Source organism: Acinetobacter sp. ESL0695 (assembly GCF_029392135.1).
GTDB lineage: Bacteria > Pseudomonadota > Gammaproteobacteria > Pseudomonadales > Moraxellaceae > Acinetobacter > Acinetobacter pollinis.
Genome location: NZ_CP113932.1, coordinates 133,859 through 151,147, shown reverse-complemented (window position 1 = coordinate 151,147; position 17,289 = coordinate 133,859). Strand labels below are relative to the sequence as shown.

17 protein-coding genes are annotated in these 17,289 nt (G+C 38.3%); 4 read left to right on the top strand and 13 right to left on the bottom strand.

Translation table 11 applies throughout. The features are described from left to right. Positions 1-31: 31 nt before the first annotated feature. The 9 genes from lpxC to OZX61_RS00730 all read right to left on the bottom strand — a co-directional run bounded on the left by lpxC (position 32) and on the right by OZX61_RS00730 (position 10,280). Entirely contained in the window at positions 32-934 is a 903-nt protein-coding gene (gene lpxC, locus OZX61_RS00770) for a UDP-3-O-acyl-N-acetylglucosamine deacetylase (protein ID WP_195771961.1), read from the bottom strand. A gap of 122 nt (positions 935-1,056) precedes the next feature. Then, entirely contained in the window at positions 1,057-2,253 is a 1,197-nt protein-coding gene (gene ftsZ / locus OZX61_RS00765) for a cell division protein FtsZ (RefSeq protein ID WP_195771963.1), read from the bottom strand. A 169-nt stretch (positions 2,254-2,422) separates the two neighbouring features. Further along, a complete protein-coding gene (ftsA, locus tag OZX61_RS00760; protein WP_277094989.1) occupies positions 2,423-3,685 on the bottom strand; it encodes a cell division protein FtsA in 1,263 nt (420 codons plus the stop codon). Between the two features lie 72 nt (positions 3,686-3,757). After that, the gene (locus OZX61_RS00755; RefSeq protein ID WP_277094988.1) at positions 3,758-4,606 is read right to left on the bottom strand and encodes a cell division protein FtsQ/DivIB; all 849 of its coding nucleotides are present in this window, start codon (positions 4,604-4,606) and stop codon (positions 3,758-3,760) included. A 3-nt stretch (positions 4,607-4,609) separates the two neighbouring features. Beyond that, positions 4,610-5,536, bottom strand: coding sequence for a D-alanine--D-alanine ligase (locus tag OZX61_RS00750; protein WP_277094987.1), 927 nt, complete (start codon positions 5,534-5,536; stop codon positions 4,610-4,612). A gap of 45 nt (positions 5,537-5,581) precedes the next feature. Beyond that, on the bottom strand, positions 5,582-7,030 hold the full coding sequence (murC, locus tag OZX61_RS00745) for a UDP-N-acetylmuramate--L-alanine ligase (RefSeq protein WP_195771970.1): 1,449 nt from the start codon (positions 7,028-7,030) through the stop codon (positions 5,582-5,584). A gap of 12 nt (positions 7,031-7,042) precedes the next feature. Beyond that, positions 7,043-8,140 (bottom strand): undecaprenyldiphospho-muramoylpentapeptide beta-N-acetylglucosaminyltransferase, encoded by a 1,098-nt coding sequence (gene murG, locus OZX61_RS00740; RefSeq protein WP_277094986.1) that lies wholly within the window; start codon positions 8,138-8,140, stop codon positions 7,043-7,045. Positions 8,141-8,502: 362 nt separating this feature from the next. Further along, positions 8,503-9,447, bottom strand: coding sequence for a glutathione synthase (gene gshB / locus OZX61_RS00735; protein WP_277094985.1), 945 nt, complete (start codon positions 9,445-9,447; stop codon positions 8,503-8,505). 41 nt (positions 9,448-9,488) lie between these two features. Further along, complete coding sequence (locus OZX61_RS00730) at positions 9,489-10,280, bottom strand: shikimate 5-dehydrogenase (RefSeq protein ID WP_277094984.1); 792 nt, start codon at positions 10,278-10,280, stop codon at positions 9,489-9,491. A 197-nt stretch (positions 10,281-10,477) separates the two neighbouring features. Here OZX61_RS00730 and OZX61_RS00725 point away from each other — a divergent pair, with 197 nt between their 5' ends. Next, on the top strand, positions 10,478-10,690 hold the full coding sequence (locus OZX61_RS00725; protein WP_277094983.1) for a DUF1737 domain-containing protein: 213 nt from the start codon (positions 10,478-10,480) through the stop codon (positions 10,688-10,690). Between the two features lie 29 nt (positions 10,691-10,719). Here OZX61_RS00725 and pyrE read toward each other — a convergent pair whose 3' ends face one another. Next, a complete protein-coding gene (gene pyrE / locus OZX61_RS00720; RefSeq protein WP_195771982.1) occupies positions 10,720-11,370 on the bottom strand; it encodes an orotate phosphoribosyltransferase in 651 nt (216 codons plus the stop codon). A gap of 41 nt (positions 11,371-11,411) precedes the next feature. Between pyrE and OZX61_RS00715 the strand changes: the two genes are divergently transcribed. Both OZX61_RS00715 and OZX61_RS00710 read left to right on the top strand, forming a co-directional pair. Next, the gene (locus tag OZX61_RS00715) at positions 11,412-12,233 is read left to right on the top strand and encodes an exodeoxyribonuclease III (protein ID WP_195771983.1); all 822 of its coding nucleotides are present in this window, start codon (positions 11,412-11,414) and stop codon (positions 12,231-12,233) included. Positions 12,234-12,726: 493 nt separating this feature from the next. Continuing rightward, a complete protein-coding gene (locus OZX61_RS00710) occupies positions 12,727-13,077 on the top strand; it encodes a Spx/MgsR family RNA polymerase-binding regulatory protein (RefSeq protein ID WP_277094982.1) in 351 nt (116 codons plus the stop codon). 51 nt (positions 13,078-13,128) lie between these two features. Here OZX61_RS00710 and OZX61_RS00705 read toward each other — a convergent pair whose 3' ends face one another. Beyond that, positions 13,129-13,566, bottom strand: a complete 438-nt coding sequence (locus OZX61_RS00705) for a DUF2147 domain-containing protein (protein WP_277094981.1) — start codon at positions 13,564-13,566, stop codon at positions 13,129-13,131. Between the two features lie 154 nt (positions 13,567-13,720). Here OZX61_RS00705 and OZX61_RS00700 point away from each other — a divergent pair, with 154 nt between their 5' ends. Then, on the top strand, positions 13,721-14,635 hold the full coding sequence (locus tag OZX61_RS00700; RefSeq protein WP_277094980.1) for an alpha/beta hydrolase: 915 nt from the start codon (positions 13,721-13,723) through the stop codon (positions 14,633-14,635). A gap of 29 nt (positions 14,636-14,664) precedes the next feature. On the opposite strand, the gene dsbD is transcribed toward OZX61_RS00700, so the two are convergent. Both dsbD and OZX61_RS00690 read right to left on the bottom strand, forming a co-directional pair. Beyond that, positions 14,665-16,488, bottom strand: a complete 1,824-nt coding sequence (gene dsbD, locus OZX61_RS00695; RefSeq protein ID WP_277094979.1) for a protein-disulfide reductase DsbD — start codon at positions 16,486-16,488, stop codon at positions 14,665-14,667. Between the two features lie 25 nt (positions 16,489-16,513). Continuing rightward, complete coding sequence (locus OZX61_RS00690) at positions 16,514-17,284, bottom strand: transporter (protein ID WP_195771988.1); 771 nt, start codon at positions 17,282-17,284, stop codon at positions 16,514-16,516. Positions 17,285-17,289 lie beyond the last annotated feature (5 nt).

Below are 17,289 nucleotides of genomic sequence, written 5' to 3'. Positions count from 1 at the left end.
TTTCAATAGCCATAATTTTAAAATTAAATGCTTAAATTACACTAACATAAGGAATAGGACAGTTTTTTATATCATCAAATGTTACAATTTCATAAGAAGAAGGATCATTTTTAACATTGCGCAATAACTGATTATTTAGCGCATGCCCCGATTTATAAGCATCAAATTTTGCAATAACTTGATAACCTAACAAATAAAGATCGCCTACAGCATCTAAAATTTTATGGCGAACGAATTCATCGTTATAACGCAAACCTTCTTCATTCACGACACCATTTTCATCTACTCCAATGGCATTTTCCAAACTTGCACCTAAAGCTAAATTATTCGCTTTTAAAAAATCTAAATCTTTCATAAAACCAAAGGTACGCGCATCACTTACTTCATACACAAAAGTTTCAGTAGAAAAATCGATAGTGGCCGATTGGTATTCTCTCGCAAAAGCAGGATGATCAAAATCTATTGTAAAGTTCAGCTGAAAACCTTCATGTGGTGAAAATTTTGCAGTTTTATCATTAATCTGAGCATCGATAGGTTTTAAAATTTTAATAAATTTTTTCGGGGCGTCTTGCTCAACAAGTCCACCTTGCATAAGCAAGTAAATAAATGGCCCTGCACTACCGTCCATAATAGGTGCTTCTGAAGCTGAAACTTCAACAATTAAGTTATCTATGCCTAGTGCAGCAATCGCACTCATCACATGCTCAATTGTACCTACTTTAAAGTCACCCTGAATCAGGTTCGAACACATAAATGCTTCTTGTATTAGCATTGCATCTGCAGGAATGTCTACAGGCGGATTGACATCTATACGACGAAAAACAATGCCCGAATCAACCGTATGCGGCACAAAATTAATCATGACTTTTTGTCCGCTATGCAAACCAATTCCGCTGGCTTTAACAACACGTTTGAGGGTACGCTGTTTCAACATCTGTACTCATCTTCTACCTATAAATCCGCTATACGTTAGCACATTTAGCCATTGATAAAAAAGAAAAAAGGTAGATGAAACACCTACCTTTTTTCAGATTAAACCTATCGGCTAAATAAATATTATCTACCTTGTTGTTTTTTAAGGTATTCTTGAATACTCATTGGACTAGGTCTTGAATTCGACTGTGCTGCCGTTGGCTCATGTTGTGATGCATTTTCAGCCTGTTGCTGTCTTTGAATCGCAGGAATCTCATCTTCAGACACTGGTTGCTGACGTGCAGCCTGTTGGTGAGCTGCCTGATGTACAGCAACTTTTGAAGGTCTAGATTCTTGCTTATTTGCATTACGTGTTAGACCAGTTGCGATGACAGTAACACGAATTTCATCGCGTGCTTCAGGGTCAAATACTGTACCGAAGAAAATTTCACCTTCATCTAAGTCAACAATTTGATTGACTACGTCAGTAATGATTTGGGTTTCACGTAAAGTAACGTCATTACCACCTGTAATATTAATGAGCGCACCCTTAGCATTCATAATATTTACGTTATCTAGCAATGGGCTACGAATAGCCAAACGAGCTGCCTCTTCAGCACGCTCAGGACCTGAGCTTTTACCCTCACCCATCATTGCATAACCACGTGTGCTCATTGCTGTTTTTAAGTCAGCAAAGTCAAGGTTAATATGCCCAGGACGCACAACAAGATCAAAAATACTACGTACAGCGCTAAGTAAAACATCATCTGCTTTACGATAAGCATCTTGCATTGAAATATCGCCATACACATTTAGTAGACGTTCGTTAGGAATAATAATTAACGAATCTACAAACTGTTCTAAAGCTTCAATCCCTTTTTCAGCAGATTTTTGGCGACGACGACCTTCAAAGTTAAATGGTGTAGTCACCACACCAACCGTAAGTAGCCCCATCTCTTTAGCAACTTCTGCAACCACTGGCGCAGCACCTGTACCTGTACCACCGCCCATACCTGCAGTTACAAATACCATGTCTGCACCTTCTAGGTGCTGACGAATTTGCTCACGGCTTTCTTCTGCTGCAATTTGACCCACTTCAGGGTTTGCACCTGCACCCAAACCACGAGTGCTTTGCTCACCAAGTTGGATTTTAAAAGGTGCGTTCATACGATCGAGTGCTTGTTTATCTGTATTTGCACAAACAAACTTCACACCTTTAATGTCAGATTGCACCATGTGTTGAACAGCGTTACCACCGCCACCCCCAACACCAAATACAGTGAAACGGGCTTGACCGTTACCATCAACTTGTTCGTCGTCTAAAAATTCAAATGAGGCCATGACCTTGAGTGTTCCTAATGTTTATTGGCAGTCACTTGAGCCCGTATACTGCCTTGCACTTCATAACTAAAAATACAAATTTTTTTTAGGATGAAGCGAGAGGGTTACCTTTGTCAAGCATGAACGCTCTCACTTACAACATCCCAACAATGTCTAAACTGAATTTAACTCAAAAAATTGACTTCAGCTTATTGTTTAATGTATTCCATCCACTTTTTAAACGCTCTACAAACGTTTGATCTACTTCATCACTTTCTACATCAAATGCTTCTGATGTTTCACTCTGACTGTACATAAGTAACCCAGCTGCTGTTGCATACTGAGATCGTCTAAGTGCAGGAAGTAATTCGTCTGCTGCTGTTACTGCAATTGGTGCGTTACCAAGATGTGCAGAAATACCAACGATTTTACGTGTAAAGCTAATCATACCTTCAATTTGACAAGCATCACCTGTTAACACAATACCATGATACAACCCATGAATGGCTCCTGTCGCCTCTAAGTCATAACGAACTTTATTTAAGATCTCTTCATAGCGCGCTATAATAATCTCACTGAGTTCTATACGACTAATTGTCTGAGGACCTTCAATACCATGCACTTGGATCATATGATCTGGCTTTACAGCATGTAAATCGATACAACCATGTAAAACTTTAAGTCTTTCTGCTTCTTCTGTCGTCGTCTGTAGGACAGCAGCAATATCTCGGGTTACATTTTCACCACCAATGGTATAAGTCTGTGTTAATGCAAGTCGACCATCTAAATATACAGCAACGTTCGTTGTACTTGCACCGATATCAATCAGACAAACACCATAATCTTTTTCATCTTGCAATAAACTTGCTTCAGCTGTTGGCAGACAAGAAATAATCATCTTCTCGACGCCTATACTAGCACCTTTCATTGCACGATCTAAATTTTGCATCGTATGAATGGGTAACATCATCAACTGATAGTGACCAGTAATTTGCTGTGCAGACATATCTACAGGATTCACCACCCACTGATCCGTACCATCTAATTCAAAACCTAAAGGAACGGCGCTAGATAAATAGTAGTCTGGTATAATATATTGCTCTTTTGCGAGCTCTAATGCACGCACAACTTCATTTGTTGTAATAATTTTTTCTGGGTTAATAATAGATGTTGTGCCCACAGCATAAAAGCTTTTCAAATCAGTACTTGGAATAGAGACCCATGCTGAATGGATACGGCATTCAGCCATATCTTCAGCCTCGGATACTGCATTTTTTATTGCAGAAATCACTTTATCCAAACTTACAATTTTACCTTTACTCATTCCACGGTTTCGCGCGGTGGCCATACCCACAACTTCAATGTTGTCTGGTGCATGTACCTTTCCAATTAGAACAGCAATCTTATGCGTTCCAATATCTATTGCTACAACTGAGGAAACAGCGTCACTCATTACCTAATACCATTCATTTATCATTTAGTTTTGGCGTATTGACCGCCTGTTATATTAAAAAACCGCATATTATCACTTGGTCTTCTGTTTAGCTGCAATGCTACTGTCATTATTCGTTACAACAAATTGTCCATGAAATACTGGTGGACGTCCTTTCCATTGAATAGATAATCCATTTCTGTAACGTAAATCAATTGTCGCGATTTGTGCCCATACTGGTTGTAAGTCTCTAGATGCCATTTGACTTAGACGTTGCAGTTTACTCATTGTTTGATCTTGGTCAACAATAATTCTTAAACCTGTATCAAACTGCATAAACCACGTCATCCGCTCTGTAAGATACAACTCCTTTAAGTGTAAATTTAAAGGTTGGAACAACTGATTAATCTCATTGTATCTTCGCATCATCAATTGAGCCTGACTTGCAGGTCCATGCAGTAATGGCAGATTATTATGATTTTGCGGTACAGCTTCTTTAAACACCGTACCATTATCACTTAAAAGACGACCTGTTCCCCAGCGAGCCACAGGATGCTGAGGAATAATACGTAAACGAATCTGATCCGGCCATGCACGAGAAACAACCACATGGTCAATCCATGAAATTTCTAAAGCACGATCACGAATTTGCTCTAAATCTGCAGTAAAATAATTGTTTTTTACCACAGGTTGAACATAGCTCACTACCTGCTGTTTTTCTACAGAAGAATCAACACCTACAACATCCAAGTCTGCAACATGTGCATCTGTAATCACCTTATACAGCCCATACGCACCAACTAATGCGATGACCGTTGCAAATACAAGCAAAAGCCATCCACCAATATTTGCTATTTTTTCCTTCTTAGAGGGCGGTTTATCGTGAATAGATGTCACTGCTGCCGTACGTTTACGGCGCATTGCTGCAGGTAGTTGAGCCATAAACTAGTCAGCCACCTTAAGTGTTTGCTCTAAGATAGCCAAACATAATGCATCGAAACTGTAGCCAACAGCTTGCGCAGCTTTAGGAACAAGAGAGTGGCTGGTCATTCCTGGTACAGTATTCACTTCAAGTAACCAAAAATTCCCATGTTCATCGCGCATTGCGTCTATACGTCCCCACCCACTTGCACCGACTGCCTGAAAAGCACGTAAGGTTAAAGATTGTAATGCTTCTTCATCTTCACTAGATAAACCACTTGGAATACCATACTGCACATCATTACGCTGATATTTTGCATCGTAATCATAAAAAGCAACGTCTTCAGGTGGCTGTAGTCGAATAACAGGTAAAGCCTGACCATTTAAAACCACAATAGTATACTCTTTTCCTGTAATCCATTTTTCAGCCATAACAACATCATCAAGTGCCGTTGCTTTTTCAATAGCTGAAGCAAAGTCTTCTGCTTTTTCAACTTTGCTCATTCCAATACTTGAACCTTCATGTACTGGTTTAATAATCAATGGCAATCCAAGCGCGTCAATCACATCTTTAGCTAAAGTATCTTTCGTTACAATACGATAAGGTGCTGTCGGTAAATCACTTCCCTGCCAAATTTGTTTTGTTTTAACTTTATCCATACCAATGGCAGAGCCCTGTACACCTGTTCCTGTATAGGGAAGGTTCAGCCATTCAAGTACACCTTGAATCTGACCATCTTCACCACCTCGGCCATGCAGTACAATAAATGCACGATCATAGTTCACAAGCTCAGTGACAGAACGCACTTTAGGATCAAATGCTTCAGCCTCAACACCTGAACGCAATAAAGATGCAAGCACAGAGTTTCCACTGTCTAAAGAGACATCTCTTTCAGCAGAACGACCTCCAAGTAACACCGCGACTTTGCCGAATTTAGAAGCATTTGACACGTTTATTTCCTTACACAATATGAATAAAAACCAGATAGCTTGAAATTACAGAAACAATTTTTTCTGTGCTAAATCTGCAGAAATAGCACCTACGTTACCCGCACCTTGTGTGAGCACCAAGTCATTGGACTGTAATACGCTTTTAATAACATTTTCAAGGTGCTTTTCATCAATTGGATCTATGAGTATTGGCTCGACCTGACCACGTAGACGAATACTGCGTGCCAATGCACGACTATCCGCACCAACAATTGGTTTTTCACCTGCTGGATATACTTCTAATAAAATAAGTTGATCAACCTCAGAGAGAACATCTACAAAATCGTCAAAACAATCTCGTGTTCTTGAGAAACGATGGGGTTGAAATACCATCACTAAACGTCGATCGGGATGGCTTTGGCGTGCAGCTTTAATCGTTGCATCCACTTCTTTCGGATGATGACCATAATCATCTACAAGTTTTACCGTCCCTTCATTAAGCGGATATTCACCTTGAATTTGGAATCTACGCCCAACACCACTAAATCCTGCTAAGGCACGACTGATTGCACCATCAGATACACCTTCATCTGTTGCAACACCTATTGCAGCTAAGGCATTTAAGATGTTATGTAATCCTGGCTGATTAATCGTTAACCGTAATGGCTCGTGACCTTTACGCAACACGGTAAAGTGTGACTGCATCCCATCTTGTAATATATCAATCGCACGAATATCGTTATCTTCACCAAAACCATACGTCAGTATAGGTCTTGCCAATCTTGGCATAATTTCTCTAATGTTTGCATCATCACCACAAACCACTGCCAAGCCATAAAATGGAAGACGTCGAGTAAACTCTACAAAAGTGTCTTTGAGCTTATCAAAGCTACCCTCATAGGTATCCATATGATCTGCATCTATATTGGTAATAATTGCTGCCATAGGTTGTAAATGCAGAAAAGATGCATCTGATTCATCTGCTTCCGCAACAATGAAACGACTTTCTCCTAAAGCTGCATTTACACCAGTACTATTTAGCAGTCCACCAATCACATATGTAGGATCAAAATTCTCTTCCGCAAGCATTGTAGTCAGTAAACTGGTCGTTGTCGTTTTTCCATGTGTACCTGCAACCGCAATACCATGACGATAGCGCATTAACTCGCCTAGCATTTCTGCACGACGCACTAAAGGGATGCGTTGTTCTATAGCCGCTTTGACTTCAGGATTTTCACGATCAATTGCTGTTGAAACCACAATCACATCAGCATTTTTTATATTGTCAGCAGCATGGCCAATAAATACTGCTAAGCCATCTTTTTCTAGTTGGGCTGTGGTTTTTGAAGCTTTAATATCAGAACCTGATACATGGTAACCTTGGTTTTTCAAAACCTCAGCTATACCACACATACCAGCACCACCAATACCTACAAAATGAATATGCTTAATACGACGCATTTCAGGAACTTTAATTAATTTTTTTGCTTGTTGAGCAGGGATTGCTGGAGACATATAACTCTCTAACTATAGTATTTCAATTAAATGAGCGACTTTTTCTGTCGCATTTGGTTGCGCATGTTGACGCGCTTTTACTGCCATTTCAGATAATGATGCACGACTCATGAGTGGTGTAAGTACCTCAACTGCATGATCCACCGTAAATGTTATTTGAGGACAAAGCTTTGCTGCACCTATATCAGATAAGAAGCGTGCATTTGCGGTCTGATGGTCATCTACAGCACTTGGTAGTGGAATAAAAATAGCAGCCACACCAGCGGTCGCAACTTCAGTAACCGTCAAGGCACCTGCTCGACAGACAATTAGATCCGCATCACTGTATGCTTTAGCCATGTCTTCAATAAAAGGAACAACATCTACCTGTATATGTTTTGGTAAATTTTCATACTGTGCTTGTGTTGCTTCTAGTTTTTGTTGACCACACTGATGTGTAATATGCAAAGGCACGGTCAACCTTTTAAAGGCTTCAGGCAAAGTTTCATTTAATGCCTGTGCTCCCAAAGATCCACCAACAACTAAAATGTTAAGCGGCGCATTTTCCTTTTCACGTTGTTCATAACGCCAAGCAGGACTCAATGTCTGTGCAATTTCACAACGTACTGGATTACCCGTCGTTACGACTTTTTCACTCTCAGGAAAAGTTTTTGGAAATGCCTGACATATTTTCTTTGCCATCCGTGCCAATTGAAGATTTGTAAAACCTGCAATCGCATTTTGCTCATGAACTAATACAGGAATACCGAGTGCACGTGCAGCTAAACCACCTGGCCCTGCAACATACCCTCCAAAGCTTGCAACAACGTCTATTTTTTGTTGTTGAATAATTTTAATTACACCTAATGTTGCTTTTAACACTTTAAAAGGTGCAACAATTTTTCGAATAAAGCCATTTCCTCTCACACCTTGAATATTAATACGGTAAATAGGAATATTTTCATTTTGTAGTAACCTATTTTCCATACCATTTGGCGTTGCAAGCCATGAGATTTGATGCCCTTGTTGTTGTAATAATTTAGCGACGGCGAGCGCTGGAAAGACATGTCCTCCAGTTCCTGCGGCCATCATAAGAATATGTTTAGATTGGGGCTTTTGAGAATTGCTCACGTGTATAATACTTCAGCTATAAAACTATAGATTTTCGGGTCTTATTGTAATCATAAACTACTTATTGCGTGAACGATTTTCACATCGTTTAAACAAATTTAGTTAAATTTTATTGTCTATATAATAAATTCACTAAATTACTGTGTATCACACATTCAGTAATTTATGCCTTATGTAAAAACCAAGCTATTTTCAAGCAAATACTTTCAAAACTTGCAAAAGATGATTTTCACATAATGTACTTACTAGTCTACTCTGCATAACAGCCTTGTTACAAGTCAGCTTCTCTTTTTTTATTAAAAATACAAACAATCTCACAAAGATGAGCATCATCTAAAGAACACTCATCTTTGTTTTTTCGATTAAACTGTTTGACCCTTTTCAAGGACATCAAACAAGGTATCGGCAATAGAGGTTCCAAATTGAGTATCAATTTCACGAATACATGTTGGACTTGTTACATTAATTTCAGTGACATAATCACCGATGACATCTAGTCCAACAAAAATTAAACCCTTTTCACGTAAAAAAGGACCAATTTGTGCAGCGATTTCTTTGTCTTTCTCTGTAAGTGGTCTTGCCTCCCCTCGTCCACCTGCAGCTAAATTACCTCGAACTTCACCATTTTGTGGAATACGTGCCAAGCAATACGGAATAGGCTCACCATTTACCATTAAAATACGTTTATCACCTGCGGTAATTTCGGGAATATAACGTTGTGCCATGATTGGCTGTTTACCTAGTTCAGTCAGCATTTCTAATGTTGAACCAATATTTGCGCCTTGTGCATTTAAACGAAATATTCCACTCCCTCCCATACCATCGAGTGGTTTTACAATCACATCTTCATGCGTTTGAATAAATTCACGAATGAGCGATTGCTGAGAAGTCACCAGTGTAGGGACCTGTAATTGAGGGAACTGAGTTGCGAATAATTTTTCATTGCAATCTCTTAACGATTGAGGTCTATTGATTACCCACGCCCCTTCTCTTTCTGCCTGCTCTAAGATATACGTTGTATATACAAAGTTCATGTCGAAAGGAGGATCTTTCCTCATTAAGATCACATCATATTCAGCCAAAGATTGCGATTGCTTCTCACCTAACTCATAGTATTTTTCTGATTTTTCAAAAACTTGAAGCGGTGAAATAAGGCCAAATGCTTTACCATGATTGATATATAAATCTTGCTGTAGTACATAACCAAGCTCGTGACCACGGCGAGAGGCTGCCCATAACATTGCCATTGTCGAGTCTTTTTTTACATTGACTTGCTCAATCGGATCCATCACTACAAGTACACGCATTATTTTCTTCTCATTCAATTAAAATTTAGTTCATCATACTGCTATACACCCGTACGAGAAAAGGCTGCTGCTTCATCAAATAATTCTTTTTCAGGATAAACTCCTGTATATAGATAAAATTGTTCCAGTGCTTGTAAAGCAAACACTTCTGAACCAGAAATTATTTTTTTATTATATTTTTGAGCAACCTGAATTAAAGGTGTATTCTCAGGCAAGGCAACAACGTCAAAAATGATCTGGGCACGTTGTATTTCCATTTCTGAAAAAGAAAGCATTTGTTCATATCCTGCCCCCTGCATACCAATCGGAGTTGCATTAATTAATAGATCTATTTTGTCAGTCTCTGACAACTCTTTTTTCCAGATATAACCGGTTGCTTGAGCAAGTGCAGAACCTGACACTTCATTTTTTGCCAGAATGATACCGTCTTTAAACCCTTTATTTTTTAATGCAAAAGCTACGGCCTTGGCCATTCCTCCACTACCTTTTAAAACAAATGAACTGCTCGGATTGATTGCATGTTTTTCAATAATTTTTTGTATTGCAATATAGTCAGTATTATATGCTTTTAATATGCCCTCTGTATTTACAATGGTATTTACAGAATGAATCTCTTGTGCAGATAAATCTACTTCATCGACTAAAGGAATAACAACCTCTTTATACGGCATGGAAATAGCACAGCCACGAACGGGTAATCCACGTACTCCTTGTATCGCTTGCTCAATACAATGCGGTGCAAAAGCTTTGTACATAAAATTCAAATTAAGCGCTTCATATAAATAATTATGAAATCGTGTCCCAAAATTACTTGGCTTAGCAGCAAGTGACATGCATAGAATAGTATCCTTGTTAACTCTCATCGTTTTTATTCCCTTTAAATATTATTTCCATGAGTATTAATACTAGCATTTCGAGCTTAAAACACATCACAAACGTCTTCATCTGTAAAATATTTACAACGATTGATTAAATTTAAAATATAGATCTGTCATGATGGCAAATTAATTTAATTTTTGAGCATCCAATTATGAAACTATATCGTTATCTGACAGGTGTAGATGACTCAGCATTTTGTGCACGTGTTACAAAAGCATTGAATTTAGGATGGGAGCTTTATGGATCGCCAACCACGTCATTTAATGGCGAAAATATAATTGTTGGACAAGCTGTGTGTAAAGAAGTTACCAAAGACTATCAAGAAGATACCGATATTATTGCAGTACTCAAAGCCGAATCATAAAAAAAAGGAGCTTTTCAGCTCCTTATATTTTAAATACCGTATTTGACACGATAGGCTTGCATACCAGCAAGTGATTCTAGATCACCTTTTTGTTCTAAATAATCCATTAGATCTTTCATCGTAATAAGTGCATGTACTGGGATTTCTAATTCTTTTTGTACTTCTTGAATTGCAGAAAGTTCCCCTTGACCACGTTCTTGACGATCTAATGCAACCAATACACCTGCAATACTAGCACCTGCATTTTTCAGAATCTCAACCACTTCACGAATGGCTGTACCTGCTGTAATCACGTCATCAATGATCCATACTTTTTTGCCTGCCACTGAGGCACCGACTAAAACACCACCTTCACCATGGTCTTTGGCTTCCTTACGGTTAAAACCCCATGGTACACTTTGGTTATATTGTTGAGATAAAGCAACTGCTGTTGCTGCAACAAAAGGGATGCCTTTATATGCAGGTCCAAAAATGACCTCCACATCGTTACATGTAGTTAACTGTGCTGCATAACCTTGCGCCAATAGAGACAGTGCTTCTCCATCATTCAAAAGGCCTGCATTAAAAAAATAAGGGCTCACACGTCCCGATTTTAAAGTAAACTCACCAAACTTAAGCACACCACGTGATAGAGCAAGTTCAATAAAAGCTTGTGGGTTAAATTGATTCGGCGTTGTCATGCGGTGCTCCATTTTTTTAGATACTGAGGTCAAACTGGCATATGATACCAAAGGATCACTATCCAAGTGATGAAAAAATTCTTCGAGTTGTTTCTCTTAACGTCAATGGTCTACGTGCATCTGTAAAAAAAGGGCTTCTTGAATGGCTTGAGCAATCAGATGCAGATGTTGTTTGCATTCAAGAAAGTCGTATAACACATGCGCAATGGACAGATCAATTTAAGCCTGAAGGGTGGCACACACACCTATTTCCTGCTGAAAAAGCAGGTTATGCAGGTACAGCAATTTATAGCCGCTTACCTTTTGTGTCTGTAAAAGATGGACTTGGTTTCGAACTTGCAGACAGTCAAGGCCGTTTTACTGCTGCCGAATTTGATCTAGGCTTAGACAAAAATGTTTATATCTGCTCGCTTTACCTTCCATCAGGTTCTTCTGGTGATGAGGCACAAGCTAGAAAAGAAGTATTTCTAGAGCACTATCAAAAGATTTTAAAGCAATGGCGAGATGAAGATAAATCGCTCATTATTTGTGGTGACTATAATATCGTTCATAAACGCATTGATATTAAAAACTGGTCAGGCAATAAAAACTCATCAGGTTGTTTGCCTCATGAGCGTGCATGGCTAGATCATATGTACGATGAGCTTGGCTATGTTGATACATTTAGAGAAGTACGCCCTGAGGCAGAACTTTATTCTTGGTGGTCAAACCGTGGGCAAGCCAGAGCAAAAAATGTTGGTTGGCGAATTGACTATCAAGCTTGTTCACCAGATTGGAAAGCACGTACTGTAAATGCTTGGGTCTATCGAGAACAGTGGTATAGCGATCATGCACCTGTCATTATCGATTATAAAATTGCATAGCTTCTAATCGTTAGTTTTTTTCGAAATGAAATAGATGTTTTATTCAGCAATATCTATTTCATTTTATGAGATATCTTTATATTTATAATCGTTTTATAAAATCGTAGCTGTATGATATACCTATATATTTCGATAATTGATTTAATTTGTGAACACTCGTTCACTCAGAATAGGTTCATCACCTACAACTTTTGTCGTTTTTGAGTCTATGCTTTCTGTTCAAATAAGCGCAATATAAGGGCACGGCAAAGGGATATGTCAGGATGACAGCACAAGGATTGGAAGCCGTAGGATGGAAAAAAATAAGTTAACTCGTTAATTTATTTTCAAGGATGTGACACTGGACGTTAAACTATGAGACCCGCATAATCAGGATGATATAATGCGGGTTTTCTCTATTTTATATCACAAAAATATTTTTTCCAAATCACCTCTAGAGATCTACTCTATTCTTAGATAGGCTTGTACTTATATCACTAGGAATAGCACAACTATGTTAAAGATTTATGGCATAAAAAATTGTAGCTCAATGAAGAAGGCTTTCGATTTATTGGCACAGCTCGAAATATCATATGAATTTCATGACTACAAAAAGTTAGGAATAGATGAAGAGCATTTAAAGCAGTGGCTAGAAGAAGCTGGGCAAGATGTTATTTTAAATAAAAAAGGGACGACTTGGCGAAAACTAGATGCTCAGGCACAAGAACATGCATTAGAAAGCGAAACCCAACTAATTAAAACTCTTCAAGCCAATACCAGTATGATTAAAAGACCTGTACTGGAAACACCAAATGGATTAATTGTTGGATTTAATGAAGATGCCTACAAAGCCCTAAAAGATTAAGCCTTTGACTTTAAGTCTGCATATGTGTGTGCAGACTTAAAAGATTTACATTTATTGAACACGTTGCCAAATTTGATTACGACCCAACAGTGAAATACCCAAATAACCTCTCAATTTAAGCGTCTTTCCCTGATTTAGAATTTCACCCTTTAAGCTATAAGTCTTACCATTTTTAGGATCGGTAATTTCGCCATTGGCATATTGTCCGCCACCAATACTTTTTAAATGATGTACGATACTTACACCTTTTAAAGGTTTGTTATGATAAGGTCCTTCACACCCTTCGCATGGCCCATCTTCACCAGGTACTAAAATTTTTTCAATAGTTCCTGAAAGCATGCCATCTTTTTGCTCGGAAAAACGAACTAAAGCTTTTGGCTGATTTGTTTCATCATCAATCGTTTTCCATAACGTTCCGTTTAAAGGGTCTGCGGCATGTGCGGTCACCGCTGCACCAAGCATACTTAAAATTAAGCATAATTTTTTCATTTGTACATCCTCAATCACATGAACCTATCGTTCGGACACTTAAATTAAAAACAATATTGCAATTTTGTCATGTGACGAACGAATGTTGGCCTGACATAATACATATTATATGTATTCTAAATTTAGATGACTTATTTTATAACAAATAAAGGAAATGAATATGCAAGAAATGTGGAAGCAATGGCTTACAGAAGCTTTATTAAAAACAACCATACGTTACCCAAGTCAAGGGCGCTTCTCGCCTCAAATTAACCGATTTTATATTAATCATGCAACGTCTATTTTTCCATTACATAAACAAGATATTACTGTTGAAAAGAGTCAGCTTGCACGACTAAATATTGAAAAAATTACACCCACCATTCAAACCAATGAATATGTTATTTTATACTTACACGGTGGTGGATTTCATATAGGTTCATTAAAAAGTCACCGCGCATGGTTATATCGTCTTGCTCAAGTGACCCAAACACAGGTCATTCATCTAGAGTATCCGCTTGCTCCTGAAGTACCTTTCCCAACATCAAGTGAATCAATTTATAATGCTTATTTGGCATTACTTGAGTCTGGTGTAGATGCCCAAAATATTATTCTCGCTGGAGATGATAGCGGTGCTAACCTTGCACTTGCTTTAACACAACGATTCATACGCAAACAAAGTGTCCCCCTTCCTCGAGCATTAATGTTGTTTTCACCATTTTTAGATCTTACACTCACAAGTAGATCTATACGCTCCAACCAAAAGCACGATGCTCTCACCTCTCTACAATTCTTACAAAAGAGTATTCATTACTATACTGCTAATACCAACTTTGAAGCAGATGATCCTAGAATTTCGCCATTGTATGGTGATCTAACAGGTCTACCACCTCTACTCATTCAAGTAGGTAGTAAATCTTTATTACTTGATGATGCAAAACGATTAAAAGAAATGGCCGAAGCAGTAGATGTTACTGTGGACTACCAACTATATACAGGGATGTGGCATAACTTTTTTATGTTTAATGAGTGGTTTGAAGAAGGAAAACAAGCGCTTGTAAATACTAGAAGTTTTATTGAAGAACTATAAAAAAGGAGGCTTTTATGCCTCCTTTTTACTTATGATTCTTTAAGTAATTTAAGTTGTTGAATTAGCTGTGGTGCCTCAAACTCACCGACCAAACGTAAACCTCTTTTTTCTTGATGTGTAGCATCTAAAAATAAGTACGTTGGTGGCCCTAGAATATCCCATTTTGCCAATAAAGCTTGATGAGAAGTATCGTATTGACTTAAATCAAGTTTGATTAAATAAAAAGGTGTTAAAGCATTTTGAACATTTACTTGCTTTAAAATATGATGCTCAATAGGCTGGCAAGCCACACACCATTTTGCATATACATCAATAACAATTGCTTGTCCATGAGGTGCATTTTTCAATAGCTGTTCAAACTCTTCTGCATTTTTTGCAACATGCCATTTCACTTCAGCATCGGTCGTGACTTGTGAGTTTTGTGCATATTGATATTGTTGATATCCAGCACCAGCAATAACAGCTAAAAGCAAAAGACCAAATAATATTTTTAACCCTTTCGTATATTTTAAAATGCCATATATGAGATAAATAGCAAAGCATACATAAAGTAGCCATGCCACCAGATGCATGGTCACAGGAGAAAGGAGGGGTCTTAAAAAGTATAAAGCTAGACCTAGCATAATAAATGCAAATACCACTTTAATCTGTGACATCCATTCACCAGCTTTCGGTAAAATTTTTGTACCTAAAATACTAACTAAAAGCAGTGGAACTCCCATTCCAAAACCAAGAACAAAGAGTAAAATAGCGCCATGCCACTGATTCTGCGTTTGTGCAATAAAAAGAAGTGCACCTGCCAGTGGTGCTGTCATACAAGGGCCAACAAGTAAGGCAGAAATAACCCCCATGACACTTGCGCCAATAAAAGACCCCCCTTTTTGCGTAGACTGTACTTGATCTAAACGAGAAGTCCATGACTGAGGCAGTTTAATTTCAAATAATCCAAATAGATTAAGTGCAAACACAATAAATAAAATACTAAAAGCAATCAGTGTTGCAGGCTGTTGTAACCAACGCTGAAATCCTAAACCTGCATATGAGGCAACCATACCCAAAATTGCATATACACATGCCATACTGCACACAAAGACAAGTGCGATTGCCCATGCCTTTGTACCTGTTTTTTCTCGTATAATTAAAGAGCTTAGAATGGGCAACATGGGCAACGAACACGGTGTAAATGCCAATAATATACCTAGACCCAAAAATAAAATGAGTCCATATATAAAAGAATGATCGTGAAGCCGTGTAGATAAAATTTCATCTTCGGCAACAGCATTCTTATTGGCCTTTTCCCCCACCACTTTGCTTTCAAATGACTGACTATTTGTCTGGGATGTAATGACTTTATCTTCTTCAGATTTCTCAGATAAGCCAAGTAACGTCGATTTTCCAAGAGACTGATTTTGATCTAGCACCAAACCATCACGGTCAGTTTTGAACTGGGTATGCTGTGGAGGGTAACAGAGCCGATCTTTCGCACATCCCTGCCAACTCACATCGTATGTTGCATTGGCGCTCGTTTTTATATTTAAACCGACTTGATTAAAATAAACTAAACTCTTTCCAAAGGTCGCATCGTGTTGTGTAACCGCCTGAGGAAAATTGAGTTGAACCGTCTTGCCATTTTCTTGAATGGTAAATTTTTGCTGATAAAGATAATAATGTGGAGCAATACTCCAAGATAAAGATGCCTGCTGATGATCCAAGGCATTTGCAGAAAATTGAAATGCTTGTGATGCAGGTAGTAATGGCTCTTCTGCATGGCTTGTATGCACTATGCTAAAAAGTAAACAGCACTGCGTAAATATCCACAGTGCTGCAAAAAACTTGTTTTTTATAAAACCCATGTTTTGTCCAAATGCTTAAAACACACTAGAACAGGAATGATACGCCAAATCCACCCTTATAGTCAGGTACATCACCACTGAGTCCAGCACCAATACTTGCATCGAATTGCATACGATTGTTCAGTGCATAGATAACACCAGTAGCTACAGATGTTTGAATATGTTCACTTTCTTGTTTTCTATAAACAAATTCAGAGTAGCCAGACCATTTTTTTGACAATTTGTAACTTAACGTAGGTACAGCTGTTACCGCCCAGTCACTATTTTGCATTTCATAGCGCATAGTAATGCCTGTGGTTAAAATATCATCTTGTGCATACTGGACACTTGATGAAACTGCATAGATATTGTCGTGATTAGAAAACTCTTGATTACCTGTAGCAATAACAACTTGCCCTAAAAGAGCCATCGTCATTCGGTCATCATGTAAATCTACGGCTTTTTTCAAACCAACGCTCATGTCACCTGAGCCATTAACTGTAGTTTTCTTACCATTTTGCGTTGTTTTTAGCCAAGTAGGCCCAGCCCAACCAAGCTGTAACTCCATATCCTTTGTTAAACCTGTACGAAATACCATGTCTTCTTGTAAGGAAACAGATTGCTGTTGGTCATTTGCAATACTCGCTTTTGTATAGCTTGCTGAAGGCAAACTTTGTTCCCATGCTAAACGCCCTACAGGGGTAATTCCTGTGCCAAACCCAGTACCAGGACGATCAAAAGAAAAACTGTCTGCAAATACATGTCCAGTTGAAAACACGACAGAGGTCAGCATTGTTATTTTGAATAGCTGTTTCATATTTA